This window comes from Labrenzia sp. THAF191a (assembly GCF_009363335.1).
In the GTDB taxonomy this organism is placed as follows: domain Bacteria; phylum Pseudomonadota; class Alphaproteobacteria; order Rhizobiales; family Stappiaceae; genus Roseibium; species Roseibium algicola.
Genome location: NZ_CP045333.1, coordinates 2,878,102 through 2,892,151, shown reverse-complemented (window position 1 = coordinate 2,892,151; position 14,050 = coordinate 2,878,102). Strand labels below are relative to the sequence as shown.

The window sequence follows — 14,050 nt, the reverse complement described above, 5'->3', positions numbered from 1 at the left end:
GAGAGCGGCATATGGGTGGATCATGCAGCGATCTGTCATTTAGTGCCCTCCTGGTTGCGCAGCCGGGCGGCTGCTGGGGAAACAAAGCCAACCACCATGAGTTGACTGGGGATGTTGGTACCTGCTTTCGGAGAACTTGAAAAGCAAAAATGCGTCAAATTGCAGCACGAAATATCGATCTGTTGCCCATCGGCCACAGAACCCCCAAACCTCTCCCCGCGGCAGAGAGGTTAGGACTGATACTCCAGCAGCTCGAACTCGCGCATGTGAATTTCCGCTTCATGCGGCGACAACGGATCTGCAATGACCTTGCCCTGCACCGTCGTGCAGCCGAATTGCTTGAGCAGATCGACCTGCTTTGTCGTATCGACACCCGCCGCGGAAATCTTCAGCCCCAGATTGCCGGCAAGCCGGATGACCGACTGAACCAGCTGCCGTTTTTCCTTGCTGTCCTCAAGCCCCGCGATGAGCATCGGGCACAGCTTCAATTGATCCGCGTTCAGATAGATAAGCTGACCGGCGCCGCCATGTCCGCCGCCGAACTTGTCCAGGGCAACCCTGCAGCCGATTTCCCTCAGAAGGTCGACGGATCCGGCGAGGCCGTCCGGTTCGTCGAAACGGATGATTTTTTCGTCCAGCTCGACCACGATGTCGTCGGTCCTGAAACCGGCCTCACAGGTAGCCTGATGAAGCTGTTCAATAAAGCCCTTTTCCTTCAGGCTGGCTCCGCTCAGGTTCACCGACAGGAAGAACGCCGTATTCGAGAGCTCTCGAAGTCGCCTGACCTGGGAAAGCCCCTCCAGCAGCGCGAAACGCTCGATCTGGGCGATTCTCTTGGCATCTTCGTGCGTCGACAGAAGGCTGACCGGGTCCACGAGCCCTTCGGAAGGATGCAGCCAGCAGGCAGTAACTTCGTATCCGATGATCCGCCGGCTCTCCAGGTCGTACTGCGGTATCATCATCAAAGACAGACCGCCGTTTTCAAGATCCTCGTCCAGCTGTGCCTGGATCATGCGCCGGTGGCGATGTGCCGCTCCAAGCGCATCCGTGTACCAGGAGATCTGGCTACGGCCCGAACGTTTGGCGGCATAAAGAGCAATATCGGCACAATTGATCAGCTCCGACGCACTCGCAGTCGCCGTTTTCGCCAGCACTAGCCCGACACTGCCGGCAACCCGCAACTCGTGACGGTCCACTCTCACCGGCTTGGCCAGTCCCTCAAGGATCCGGTTGCCCAGATCTTCCATTTCGCCTGGTCCGGACGGGTCCGCGACCACCGCGACGAATTCATCCCCGCCGATACGTGCGACCACCCCCTTGTCGCCCAGCACACGGCTCATCACCATGGCCACATGGCGCAGCACGGCATCGCCTGCTCCGTGTCCATGGCTGTCGTTGATGTCCTTGAAGTGGTCCAGATCAAAATGAATGATCCCGATCTGAGCGTTGCCGGCCGTACCTTCTGCAACGCGCTCCTTCAGGTAGGCATTCAGCTTGGCCCGGTTGGCAACGCCGGTCAGGTCGTCATGCTCCGCCTGATGTTTCAAACGGATGCGCGCGTTCTCCAGCTCCTTCACATGCTCAACCTGGCTGGTTACATCCCGGCAAATCAGAATGATCTTGGTTTCTTCCAGCGTCTTTCCCTCGACGACAGCAAAGGTCAGCTGGTTCCAGAACAATTCGCCGTTCTTGCGCCGGTTGAGGATCAGCTCTTCGGTTCCCGACCGGAACTTCGTCAGGTCGTAGCGGAAGTTTTCGATCTCGTCCGGGGAGAGCTGGTTTTCCGGCGGCAAGATGAATTCCTGAGGCCGCCGGCCGCGAATTTCCTCAGCGCTGAAACCGGTGATGCGTGAATAGGCCGGGTTCGTCCATTCGATGTGCCCGTCGATGTCCTGCATGACCAGTCCTTCATGGGCATGCTCCACGACAAGCTGAAGGATTGCGGCATCATTGCCAAATCTGGAAACGTTGGAAGGAGCCGAGCCGTCCCGCTGCTTTCGGCCGCATAAATAGCATACGGCCATGAGAACCAGAGCGGCTCCCAATGCGAGCAGGAGATGTTGACCCGGCACATTCGCTAAGAATTCTGCCATATTCCGTCTTCAGCCAAGATATTCGTTACGCTTACTCTACGGGAGCAAAACTGAACCAATCTCTAAACTGCAAGTTATTTTATTGGGTTACTGTCATTTATACCAATACACAAAGCGTTCCGCGGCGCCCTCTCAGGCAGCCCGCACGCTTTGCAGAAATTGCCGAACCTGTTCTTGCAGGCTGTTTGACAATTGCCCCAGTTCGGCAGCAGCACCGTTCATTTCATCGGTAGCCGTCCGGCTGGTTTCCATAACATCGCTCAAGGTGTCGACGTTTTCGGCCACCTGATCGGAACTGGTCCGCGCCGTCAGTGCATTGCTGCTGATCTCGTGGGTGGCCGTTGTCTGTTCCTCGACCGCTTCGCGGATTTTTCCGGAAATCTCGCTGACGCGGCCAATGGTTTCCGCGATCGAACGGATGGCGGTTTCGGAAAGCTCCGCGACTTCCTGCACCGCTGTCACCTGCGCGGAGATGTCTTCGGTCGCCCTGGTCGTCTGTTCGGCAAGGGCCTTCACCTCATTCGCAACGACGGCAAATCCCCGCCCGGCTTCGCCAGCCCTTGCGGCCTCGATGGTCGCATTGAGCGCGAGCAGATTGGTCTGGCTCGCGATCTGGCTGATCAACTCGACGATTTCGCCGATGGCACGGCCCGTTTCCGCAAGCCGACCGACAATCTCGTCGGTTTTCCGGGCTTCCGCCACCGCGGTGCTGGCAATGTCCGTTGCCTGGTCGACGTCCTCGCGCACACGGCTCAGCGAACCGGACAGCCGGTCAGCCGAACTCGTCACGAAAGCGACGGAACTGCTGGCTTCCGATGTTGCCTGATGTACTTCCTGGACGGCCTGCATGGACGAGTTCACCGCCCTGTTCAGATCCGCCGAATTGCCTTCAACGCTTCTGGCTGCCGTCGACAAGGCAGACACCACACCGATGACGGACTTCTCGAAATCATCGGCGACATCCTGCATCAGCGCCTTGCGCTCTTCGCTGAGGGCTTCCTGGTGGGCAAGTTCCTGCCTCGCCTGCTCTTTGGCCCGTTCGGCGAGGTTGGCCCGGAAAGCGGTCACGGACCTTGCAATGGCTCCGATTTCGTCGCTCCGATGGGCACCGTCGATCTGGATATCGAGATTGCCTTCGGACAGCATGTCGAGACCAGTCTGCAACCGGTTCATCGGCCGGGCGAGCCCCACGGCCAGAATGACGGCAAATGCCAGAAAGGCCAGACCGACCGGCAGCACGACCAAACCGATGGTGATCATCTGATCCAGGATAAGCCCGTCGATCTTGCCGGCAACATTGCCTGTCAGAAAGTCTTGCGCACCGGCGGGTGTGCCGATCTTTTCCATGAAGGCCTGGCGGAAGGTATAGAAAGCAAATGCGGTACCGGCCATCATGATGGCGGCAGCCGTCAGAACCATGGCGACGAACCGGCCCTTGATTGAAAGCGTCACGTGGAAACCCCGACAGTAATTTTTCAGCCCCGCTTACGGCCGCTGTTGATCAGCGCCGTTATCGCAAGATGAAACACTACCGCTCTGCACGTAAAAATTCAGTAACGGCCAGTCCTCGGAGAACTACGTAGTCTTGATATTTTTGACGAGACTGTTGTGCGCTGCGTTTCGCGTCTAGCAGATCAGGACATCAGCCGGGTGATCGTGATGCCCGCACCAGCCGAAACCGCGGACAGGACCGTCCCCCAGGCAACGTCGACGAGAACAACGGAAACCGGCCACTCCCTGAGCGTTGCGTAGTTGGTGACGTCGTAAGTGCCGTAGGTGAAAAACCCGAACAGCGCTCCAAAAACAATGGCGGTCGTGAGGCTGTCTGCCTTGAGCGCGGGGGCAACCGCGAAGATCACTATGCCGACGACATACACCAGATAGAAAACACTCGCGGCAGCGATGTTGGGCTTTTCCATCATCAGGTGGCCAATGCGATCAAGGTAGAACCGGGTGGATACCTGCGTCAGCCAGACGTAGTCCACGGCAAGAAAAACGAGCACTGTTGCGATGTATGCCGTGACGTATTTCAAGATTGGCCCCCTGGTTTTGCACTGCCTTGTTTCGTCGGTTCTACGCCTCGGCAAAGGCACTGGATCAGCAGGAATTGAGCTGAGCTGCTGCGGCGAACTTCAACTCAGGCGAATTCGCTTTCCGGTTCCAGAAATCCGCCGGACTGGCGGTGCCAGAGCTGCGCATAAAGGCCGTCTGCATCTTCCAGGAGCGTCTCGTGTGTCCCCTGCTGAACGATCCGCCCCCTGTTCATGACAATCAGTCGGTCCATGGCCGCGATGGTCGACAGGCGGTGTGCGATCGCGATCACGGTCTTGCCTGTCATCAATCCTTGCAGGTTCTCCTGAATGGCGGCCTCGACTTCCGAATCGAGGGCCGAGGTCGCTTCGTCCAGAACGAGGATCGGGGCGTCTTTCAGGAGCACACGCGCGATTGCAATGCGCTGACGCTGCCCGCCGGACAGTTTGACACCACGCTCACCGACAAAGGCGTCGAACCCCTTGCGGCCGCGCCTGTCTTCCAGCCTCTGAATGAAACCGAAGGCGTGGGCCTTGCGCGTCGCCTCCAGCAACTCTTCTTCACTGGCCGACGTACGGCCATAGAGGATGTTCTCGCGGATCGAACGATGCAGCAAGGACGGATCCTGGGTCACCATGCCAATCGACCGGCGCAGCGATTCCTGGTTCACATCGCGCACGTCCTGTCCGTCGATGAGAACACGCCCCGCCTCCACGTCGAAGAACCGAAGCAGCAGGCTTGTCAGCGTGGTTTTGCCCGCCCCCGACGGGCCGACGATACCGACGCGCTCACCCGGCTGGATCGTCAGGTCGAGATGATCGATCACACCGCCCGCCTTGCCGTAGTGGAACCGGATTTTATCGAACCGCACTCCCCCCTCAGTCACTTCCAGCTCCGGCGCCGCCGGTTTGTCTGTCAGGGTCACTGGCTTGACGATGGTCTCCATGCTGTCCTGCAGCGATCCGAAGTGGCGGAACAGGCCGTTGAGCTGGTTGAACAGCCGGTTCAAAAGGATGTTCAGTCGCAGGATCAGACTGAGCGTGAAGGCCACATGACCGGCGCTGATGCCGCCATCCTGCCAGATGGACAGCGCCAGGCCCGCAATCGAAACGATCATCACTCCGTTGACCAGCGTCATGATCATGCGAATTGTGGTCAAAAGCCTGGTGAAGACGCGTATCTTGGCAATCATCGTCTCAACCGAGGCCCGCGCTCCCCGGCTTTCTTCTTCCGATGATCCGAAAAGCTTGACCGACTGGATATTGGTGTAGGTATCCACCAGACGTCCGGTCACGCCCGAGTAGGCATTTGCCGAATCCTTTGCCGCTGCGCGAACCCGTGGCACGAAAATGATGGCGGTTGCGGTGAAACAAAGCAGCCAGATGGCCACGAGTGCGCCCAGCCACAGGTTCAGGTCCGCGACCAGCACAAGCGTCGTGATGGCATAAACGACAATGAACCAGACCACCTGCAAAAGGTTGGTCATGAAATCGCCAGCCGACATGCCCGACTGCATCACCTTCTGCGACAGGCGCCCGGCGAGATCGTCCTGGAAATAGGAAAGGCTCTGCTTCATCACCCGCTGATGGCACTGCCAGCGCACCAGATTGAAGAACCCGGGCACGATCGCCTGCTCTTCCACCAGCGCCATCAGCGAATTGGTGAGCGTGCGTACGACCAGCACCACGAACGCCATGGTCATGAGTGTCCAGAAATGATCGGAGAAGAATGTCGCGCGATTGCCTTCTTCCAGAAGATCCACGATGCGGCCAAGAAAATTGAAGATCGCCACTTCAACAAAGGCGGTCGCCCCGCCGATGGCGAGCATGGCGATGAACGGCCAGCGCACCTGCGTGACGAAATACATCAGGAAGGCAAACCCGTCATGGGGCATGTCGGATTTGGACGGCTCCCGGAAAGGATCTATCCAGGATTCAAAAGCGCGAAAGAGCGGGGACACGTGGCGTCTCCATGGAGGCTGGAGCGATTCTTCATGTCATCCTACGCGCCGGACGCGAAATTGGCCCAATGAAAATATGTAACGATTTGCCCCAAACCCGCAGCTCCCGGCCTTTTGCCGGGCATAGAAACTGGTCTTCCTGTGACAAATGTTATGCCTGCTGCTATTGAGCCGGTCTCCCGAAACCAGTGCGGATACCCATGCCAGACATTGCCCTTTACCAACCGGACATCCCGCAAAATACCGGCACGATCCTGCGTCTTGCTGCCTGCATGGGCGTAACTGTGCACTTGATCGAACCTGCAGGATTTCCGATCTCCGACAGCGCGCTCAAGCGGGCCGGCATGGATTACCTGGAAAGGGCCGCGATGGTTCGCCACATCTCGTTTGCCGCATTCGATGACTGGCGACGTTCGAACAAGCGCAGGCTGATCCTGCTGACGACAAAATCGGAAGTGCCATACGCGGATTTCGCGTTTCAGCCAGACGACATATTGATGATGGGCCGGGAAAGTTCGGGCGTACCGGAGGACGTGCACACGCTTGCCGATGCCCGGCTGACGATCCCCATGGCCGACGGCATGCGCTCGCTCAACGTCGCCGTCTCAACAGGCATGGTGCTGGGTGAAGCCTTGCGGCAATCAGGCACATTTCCTAAAAGCCCAGGGTACACTCAAAAATAGCAATCACTTGCATGCCCGCCGGCCCGGCAGGCCTCAACCAGTCCAGGCAGTCACATGAACGCACCCACACCTGAAAACCGCGGCGGTCCCATCCCGGACGGCATCGAGGACAAGAAGGCAACCGCACCGGCCTGGTTCAAGGAGTTGCGAGACCGTATCTGCAAGGGTTTTGAAGACCTGGAGGACGAGATCAGCGATCTCGCCGGTCCGCTGGCCGACCAGCCGGCCGGGCGCTTCGAACGCACGCCCTGGGAGCGCACCGACAGCACCGGGGCAAAGGGCGGCGGCGGTGTCATGTCCATGATGCATGGCCGCGTTTTCGAGAAGGTCGGCGTCCATATTTCCACCGTACACGGTGAATTCTCGCCCGAGTTTCGCGGTCAGATCCCCGGCGCCAACGAGGATCCGCGCTTCTGGGCCTCCGGCATCAGCCTGATCGCTCACCCGCAGAACCCGCATGTCCCCGCCGTTCACATGAACACCCGCATGGTGGTCACCACCCGTCAGTGGTTCGGTGGCGGCGCAGATCTGACGCCGGTGCTGGACGCACGGCGAACGCAGGACGACCCCGATACCGTTGCCTTTCACGAAGCCATGCGCGCTGCCTGCAACGCACATGATGTTGCCGACTATGACGCCTACAAGGCCTGGTGTGACGACTATTTCTTCCTGAAACATCGCAACGAAGCGCGCGGGATCGGCGGCATCTTCTACGATTATCTCAACAGCGGAACCTGGGAAGACGATTTTGCCTTCACCAAGGATGTCGGCCTGGCCTTCTTGAACATCTATCCGGAACTCGTCCGCCGCAATTTCCAGAAGCCGTGGAGCGACACGGAGCGTGAGGAACAGCTGGTCCGCAGGGGCCGCTACGTGGAGTACAATCTGCTTTACGACCGCGGGACGATTTTCGGACTGAAGACCGGCGGCAACGTTGCCTCGATCCTCTCGTCCATGCCCCCCGTTGTAAAATGGCCCTAGCTCAGAAGGCCGAAGTGCCCTTCACCTTCTGAGGCTGCCGGCTGACTTCACCGAAATCCCGATCGAGGACCATCTGGGCGAATTGCTTCAGCATGACCTGATCGAGTTTCTTGCCCATCTCCAGCATGACGCCAATGGCGGCGCGAACCGGCATGCCATCCTTGTAGGACCGCGTCTCGGTAAGCGCGGTGAATATGTCGCAAATGGTCATCAGGCGGACTTTTGGCGAGATCCTGTCTCCCTTCAGCCCATCGGGATAACCTGATCCATCCAGAAATTCGTGATGCTGGATGGCCATCTTCTTGATGTCGACCGACACTTCGAGCCGCGGTTTCAGAATCTCGCGACCGAACATGGGATGTTTGTCGATAATGGCGCGCTCGGCGTCCGTCAGCTTGTTGGCCTTGTCCAGGATGGTCAGCGGGATGCGCATCTTGCCGATGTCATGCAGCAGACCGCCGGCAATCACTTCCTGGCAATCCGCCTTGCTCCAGCCGAGATGCCTCGCAAAAGCCCCGGCGAGCCCGGCCACCATCAGGGAATGACAATAGGTTCCGCTGTGGTGAGATTGCACGGCTTCCAGCCAGGGTGAAAGCCCGTCGAGTGACAGCGACGACAGGATCTCCGCCGCCCCCTCGTTCATCAGGCTGATCTGGATGTTGGACCCTTCCGTTGCAGACAGCGCGATGCTTTCCAGGAAGGAGTTGCCTTTCCTGTAGGCCTCAAGTGTCTTCGCCGGAAGTCCCTTTGGAACGTTGGCAAGCGGGTCGTCGGGAATGATTGCCTTGAGTTTGCGCACCAGAATTGCCAGTGGCGTGTCACGCTCCATGATGTCGGTCTTGCCGAGTGCTGCCGCCTGGATCACCTCACGCCGGTTCTTCTTGGACACCAGGCAGATCACCGGGATTTCCGCAATGCTGGCCCAGGATTTCTTCAGCGCGGTCAGCCCCGCATCAGTCGCGTCCAGCAACTCCACAACAGCGACACGGCCATCGCCGACCGTCTTCGCAGACACCTTGGACATGTCGATCAGGCGCGCGGGAAAGAAGAACGGGAGTTTTCTGACCGGAGAATCGAGTGGAAGCGGGCCGTCTGAGATCAGGACAATTTCCATTCATCGCCTCATTGTATTCCGCACACGCCTTCTCACGACAAGTTAACCGGAAAACCCGACCAACAGGAAATCACCATCACGATGTGACGCAATGTCAATAAGATTTCATTAAGTCGCAGCGCCTGCCCGCGTCAGCAAATCCTGTTTGGAGAGCGAGAAACCGCTGTCGCGCCAATCGGCCTCCAGAGCCTTGAGACTGTCACCCAACGCGCGCCCGGGTGAGTGCCCGGCTGCAATCAGATCTGCGCCTTTGACCGGGAATTCAGGTACGGCAACTTCCCGCAACCGCTCCAGCAGCCCGCCAAAACTTTCCGTTGGATCTGATCCTTGCGCACGCAAGCCGGCCCAGCGCCCCAAAAGGCCGTCAACCGCGCCCTGGCGGCCGAACTGATACACCAAGTGCTCGGCTTCGGGCAGACCATCGGCCTGGCGAAGACATTTCATCGCCGCCCAGGCGGTCCGCATCCGGTCCCTTTCGGCATTCGACAGCCGAAGCCGGTCGCTAACGCGCTCCACATCCTCGCGCACGAAACCGGCAAGCACCACCAGCCCGAGCTCCGGATCGGTCACATCACTGGCGGTGGCTTCCAGGCTGCGCAGAGCCAGGTAATCGTCGATGCGGGCAAGGCCGCCCGTAGCGATTTCCCAAAGGCCGCAATCGTTCATCATTTTCAGTGCGGATCCGGCCAGCGGCGCACGCAGCAGCCGCCTCATCTCGTGTCCGATACGTTCGGCGGACAGATGCCGCAAGCCGTCCCGCTGGCGCAGGCACGCCCCGAGCCCGTCCGCATCCATCTCTCCGGCACCATAGGCCGCGTAGATCCGGAAGAAACGGAGGATGCGCAGATAGTCTTCCTGTATGCGCTTGTCCGGCTCACCAATGAAACGCACACGCCGGTTCAGACAATCGTCCAGTCCACCAAGCGGATCGTGCAATCGGCCATTGCAGTCGACATAGAGCGCGTTGAGAGTGAAGTCGCGACGTTCGGCGTCGCGCGTCCAGTTCCTGCCGAAAACGACACGGGCCTGACGGCCGAAGGTTTCCATGTCCTCCCGCAGCGTCGTGACCTCGTAGGGATAGCCGTTGCTGACCACCGTCACCGTACCGTGGTCAATGCCCGTTCCAACCGGCTTCAAGCCCGCGGCCAGCGTGCGTTCCATCACCGTTTGGGGCGAGGCAGTCGTTGCGATATCGACGTCGGGAACAGGGTGACCGAGCAAGGTGTTGCGCACGGCTCCACCGACAACGCGGGCTTCGTCGCCGTCCTGCTCGATCGCCGCAAACACCGCCTGAATACCCGGTGTTTTCAGCCAGTCCGCCTGTTGCAGGATCTGATCGGCAGTCGTTGTCATCGCGTTATTCGTACCGGCCCGGAACAAACACCCCATCGCGCATTTCCGACGGCCGCCAATTGGCCCCATCCGGTGCGTGATCGAAGGATGCCATGCCGACCAGACCGGTAATGACCAGAACGAGGCCCACCAGCGTGAGCCACGCCATCGGCTTGGCAGACCAGCGGCCAGGCTCGGTGTTGCGCTTGCTCAGCCACAGCCAGAGTCCGTAGGTGATGAAAGGTAGAAGGAAAAGTAACAGATGCAGTATGAACACACGAACCATCAGCGGTAGACCGTTTCGTACAAGGAGCGGATAATGCCCGCGGTGACGCCCCAGATATAACGTTCTCCGAAGGGCATTGCGTAGAAGTAGCGGCGTTTTCCCTGCCACTCGCGGCTGAGTTTCTGATGGTTCGCGGGATCCATCAAAAAGCCCAATGGCACTTCGAAGACGCTCTCGACCTCACCGGGATTTGGCCGGAAGGCTGCACCGTCTTGAATGGTGCCAACCACCGGAATAACCCGGTATCCCGAACCGGTGAGATAGGGCGCAAGATTGCCGATCAACTCGACGCGCTCCGGAGCAAGGCCGATTTCCTCGTCCGCCTCCCGAAGCGCCGCTTCAACAGGTCCATTGTCGGTCGGATCGATCTTGCCTCCGGGAAGGGCAACCTGTCCGGCATGAGATTTCAGGTGACCGGTTCGCTGCGTCAACACCACATTAGGCCCGTCGCTGCGTTCGACGATACCGATGAGAACGGCCGCATCGCGCGGTGGACCGTCCCACTTTGCATAGGGTCCAAGGTCGGGATTGAGAATGTGGTCACCGGTCTCGCGTTCGATGTCGCGAAGCGCCGCATCATCCAGCCGCGTCCTGAACAGGGAAGTCCAGTGCCCGGAATCCGCAGGTGGTTTGGTCAGGAATGCAGTCATGCAATCGGGGTTTCCGGTCGTACGAAACAGTTCATTCGGTCAGTCCTGAACGCTCAGGAAGGCGGGATCTACCGTAAAGAACCGGCCACCGCTCCAGACCCCCATCCGGGTGCCGTCATCTGTTTCCTGCTCTTCCATAAGATCCGCCAGTTGATACATCAGCGCTCTGGTGAACAAGGCCTCCAGGCGCCCTCTGACGTGAACATAGGGTTTCAAACCGTCGCTGTCCGGTTCTTTTTCAAATCGAAGAGGATGGTCGGCACCGACGGCAACGAGATCACCGAGATTTGTCCGCAGCGTGAGCTGCTGCCCTTGCGCCTCGCCTTCCACCGCCATCTCGACGGCCAGAAGCGGGGCATCCTCCACGGTGATCCCGATCTTCTCGACTGGCGTGACCAGATAATGCCGGCCGTCCTCGTCCTTGCGCAGCACAGAGGCAAACAGCTTCACCAGAGGCATGCGGCCAATCGGCGACCCGAGATAATACCACGTGCCATCACGGGCAATGCGGATGTCCAGATCCCCGCAAAACGGCGGATTCCACTTCTCGACCGGGGGTGGTCCCTTGCCGCCAGTGTCCGCCCGGCTCATCAGTGCCTTTAAACCTTCGGGTAGTGCCCCGTCCGTTTTTGCGGTTGCCTCCGCCATGGATGTTTCGCCCTTGTCGTCGTCATCAAGGTACCGGAATTTTTGACAATTCCGCTACCGCCCGGATCGTCTTCGCCTGCTCCCAGCTTCCCGCAGGCCCGACCTTTTCCCCAAAGCGTGGAAAGATTCTTGGACCTTTCCACTGTATGGCGCACAATTGCGCCTTATCTACTGATTTATATGGTGTCAGACTGCTTGAGTCGCAGCAACAAAGGTCAGGGGTATTGTTAGCCCCAGGGCCGGACAGGCAGTCGAAACGTAGATTGCGGGAAAGGTGATCCATGAGCGTTATTTCTCCCTCCAGCCCAAGCGAAGAAGATCTCGCCGCCGTCGCCGAACAAGCCGAACGCGCCGTCAACCGGATCAGCGATGCCAAGGTCGATATCGCCCGGATCATCTTCGGTCAGGAAAATGTGGTGGAGCAGTCGCTCGTCACCATATTGGCTGGCGGCCACGGCCTTCTTGTCGGTGTGCCCGGCCTTGCCAAGACCAAGCTGGTGGAAACGCTCGGCACCGTTCTGGGCCTCGACGCCCGACGCATCCAGTTCACGCCAGATCTGATGCCGTCCGACATTCTCGGTGCCGAAGTGATGGAACAAGGTGCCGACGGCAGCCGCTCGTTCCGCTTTATTCCCGGTCCGGTTTTCTCTCAGTTGCTGATGGCTGACGAAATCAACCGTGCCAGTCCCCGCACCCAGTCGGCGCTTCTGCAGGCCATGCAGGAGTATCATGTAACCGTCGCCGGGCACCCGCATGACCTTCCGCGCCCCTTCCACGTGCTTGCCACGCAGAACCCGCTCGAACAGGAAGGTACCTATCCGCTGCCTGAAGCCCAGCTCGACCGGTTCCTGATGCAGATCGACGTGCATTACCCGGATCTTGAGGCCGAACGCCGGATCTTGCTGGAAACCACCGGTGCCGATCAGGCCAAGGCCCAGGTAGCCATGCGAGCGGAAGAACTGATGGAGTACCAGCAGCTCGTTCGGCGCATGCCGGTAGGCGAATCCGTGGTGGAAGCAATCCTGAAGCTTGTGCGCTCCGCACGCCCGGACAACAGCTCCGCACCTTCCGATCTCACCAACCTGATCGCCTGGGGCCCGGGACCGCGTGCCAGCCAGGCACTGATGCTGACCGTCAGGGCCCGCGCGCTGGTCGACGGACGTCTCGCACCTTCCGTCGATGACGTCTTGGCTCTTGCCGAACCGGTCCTTCAGCACCGCATGGCGCTGACGTTCGCAGCCAGAGCCGACGGTCACACCGTTCGCGACGTCATTCGACGGGTCAAGGAACTGATCGCCTGATCCCCTCCCCTTAACCAGCCAGGAAGCCGACCGCATGGATTCGAGCAGTACTCAGGGCAGCAACCAGACAGGCATTGATGCCGATACCTGGCCGAACGTCATCGGCGAGGCCCGGTCGGTCGCGGATGCCCTGCCGGATCTGCTGGTCGAGGCAAGCCATGTTGCCAGTTCCATCATCGCCGGCTGGCATGGCCGTCGGCGTGCGGGCCCGGGGGAAAGCTTCTGGCAGTTCCGCCCGTTCAACATGGGCGAACCGGCAAAGCGCATCGACTGGCGCCGTTCCGCACGCGATGATCATCTTTATGTTCGCGAACGCGAATGGGAGGCCGCGCACACGGTGTGGCTCTGGGCAGATCTTTCGCCCTCCATGGTTTTCCGCTCCCGCCTTGCAGGTGTCGCCAAGCGCGACCGCGCCATTGTGCTGATGCTTGCACTTGCCGACATGCTGGCTGAAACAGGCGAACGGATCGGACTGCCAGGCCTGACAAGAGCCTTTTCCGACCGGCGTGCCGCTGAACGTCTCGCCGATGCACTCACCCATCTTTCCAAACCGATCGCCTATCCGGACACCACGGCCGTGCAAAGGTTTGCCGATGTGGTTCTTGTGTCCGATTTCCTGGACCCGATCGAGGAAGTCGCGGCATGGGTTGCCCGCGTTGCCAGCACGGGTGCGCGTGGCCACCTGGTTCAGGTCCTCGATCCGATCGAGGAAACCTTCCCGTTTGATGGAAGGGTCGAATTCACCGATCCGGAAAAGGGGTTTCGGCTGACCGCCGGACGCGCGGAAAAGTGGCGCGAGGATTACCGCAACCGGCTGGAAGCCCACCGCGCGGAAATTCGTGACATCGCAAGGCGTGCCGGCTGGACATATGTCCTGCACCACACCGACCGTCCGGCGTCCGAACCTTTGCTCGTGCTTCACAGTGCCCTGTCCGGTGCGCTGGACGTACTGCCAAAAGGAGGCATCTGAC

General features: G+C 59.6%; 13 protein-coding genes. 4 read left to right on the top strand and 9 right to left on the bottom strand.

Annotated features, from left to right (window positions below; genetic code table 11):
• Positions 1 to 230: 230 nt before the first annotated feature.
• The 4 genes from FIV05_RS13165 to FIV05_RS13150 form a co-directional block, all read right to left on the bottom strand.
• Positions 231 to 2,093, bottom strand: coding sequence for an EAL domain-containing protein (locus tag FIV05_RS13165; protein ID WP_152509860.1), 1,863 nt, complete (start codon positions 2,091 to 2,093; stop codon positions 231 to 233).
• Positions 2,094 to 2,225: 132 nt separating this feature from the next.
• Positions 2,226 to 3,545, bottom strand: a complete 1,320-nt coding sequence (locus FIV05_RS13160; protein ID WP_152505760.1) for a methyl-accepting chemotaxis protein — start codon at positions 3,543 to 3,545, stop codon at positions 2,226 to 2,228.
• A 182-nt stretch (positions 3,546 to 3,727) separates the two neighbouring features.
• Complete coding sequence (locus FIV05_RS13155; protein WP_152509859.1) at positions 3,728 to 4,126, bottom strand: DUF2177 family protein; 399 nt, start codon at positions 4,124 to 4,126, stop codon at positions 3,728 to 3,730.
• Positions 4,127 to 4,230: 104 nt separating this feature from the next.
• Entirely contained in the window at positions 4,231 to 6,018 is a 1,788-nt protein-coding gene (locus FIV05_RS13150) for an ABC transporter ATP-binding protein (protein ID WP_152511923.1), read from the bottom strand.
• Positions 6,019 to 6,284: 266 nt separating this feature from the next.
• Between FIV05_RS13150 and FIV05_RS13145 the strand changes: the two genes are divergently transcribed.
• Together FIV05_RS13145 and hemF are read left to right on the top strand one after the other, a co-directional pair.
• Entirely contained in the window at positions 6,285 to 6,767 is a 483-nt protein-coding gene (locus FIV05_RS13145; RefSeq protein WP_055655933.1) for a tRNA (cytidine(34)-2'-O)-methyltransferase, read from the top strand.
• 54 nt (positions 6,768 to 6,821) lie between these two features.
• Positions 6,822 to 7,748, top strand: coding sequence for an oxygen-dependent coproporphyrinogen oxidase (gene hemF, locus FIV05_RS13140; protein ID WP_152509858.1), 927 nt, complete (start codon positions 6,822 to 6,824; stop codon positions 7,746 to 7,748).
• Position 7,749: 1 nt separating this feature from the next.
• Here the strand turns inward: hemF and FIV05_RS13135 are convergent, their stop codons facing one another.
• The 5 genes from FIV05_RS13135 to FIV05_RS13115 form a co-directional block, all read right to left on the bottom strand.
• Positions 7,750 to 8,862 carry an HD domain-containing phosphohydrolase gene (locus FIV05_RS13135; RefSeq protein WP_152509857.1) on the bottom strand — a complete coding sequence of 371 codons (1,113 nt, stop codon included), beginning with the start codon at positions 8,860 to 8,862 and terminating at the stop codon, positions 7,750 to 7,752.
• A 108-nt stretch (positions 8,863 to 8,970) separates the two neighbouring features.
• Positions 8,971 to 10,215, bottom strand: a complete 1,245-nt coding sequence (locus FIV05_RS13130) for a CCA tRNA nucleotidyltransferase (RefSeq protein ID WP_152509856.1) — start codon at positions 10,213 to 10,215, stop codon at positions 8,971 to 8,973.
• A gap of 4 nt (positions 10,216 to 10,219) precedes the next feature.
• A complete protein-coding gene (locus tag FIV05_RS13125; protein ID WP_055655939.1) occupies positions 10,220 to 10,480 on the bottom strand; it encodes a DUF6111 family protein in 261 nt (86 codons plus the stop codon).
• Entirely contained in the window at positions 10,480 to 11,130 is a 651-nt protein-coding gene (locus FIV05_RS13120) for a CoA pyrophosphatase (protein WP_152509855.1), read from the bottom strand. The genes FIV05_RS13125 and FIV05_RS13120 overlap by 1 nt, the downstream gene beginning before the upstream one ends.
• Before the next feature lie 39 nt (positions 11,131 to 11,169).
• The gene (locus FIV05_RS13115; protein ID WP_286202307.1) at positions 11,170 to 11,721 is read right to left on the bottom strand and encodes a DUF1285 domain-containing protein; all 552 of its coding nucleotides are present in this window, start codon (positions 11,719 to 11,721) and stop codon (positions 11,170 to 11,172) included.
• 338 nt (positions 11,722 to 12,059) lie between these two features.
• Here FIV05_RS13115 and FIV05_RS13110 point away from each other — a divergent pair, with 338 nt between their 5' ends.
• Both FIV05_RS13110 and FIV05_RS13105 read left to right on the top strand, forming a co-directional pair.
• Positions 12,060 to 13,079, top strand: a complete 1,020-nt coding sequence (locus FIV05_RS13110) for a MoxR family ATPase (RefSeq protein ID WP_022998136.1) — start codon at positions 12,060 to 12,062, stop codon at positions 13,077 to 13,079.
• A gap of 34 nt (positions 13,080 to 13,113) precedes the next feature.
• A complete protein-coding gene (locus FIV05_RS13105; protein ID WP_022998137.1) occupies positions 13,114 to 14,049 on the top strand; it encodes a DUF58 domain-containing protein in 936 nt (311 codons plus the stop codon).
• The last annotated feature ends 1 nt before the right edge of the window (position 14,050 follow it).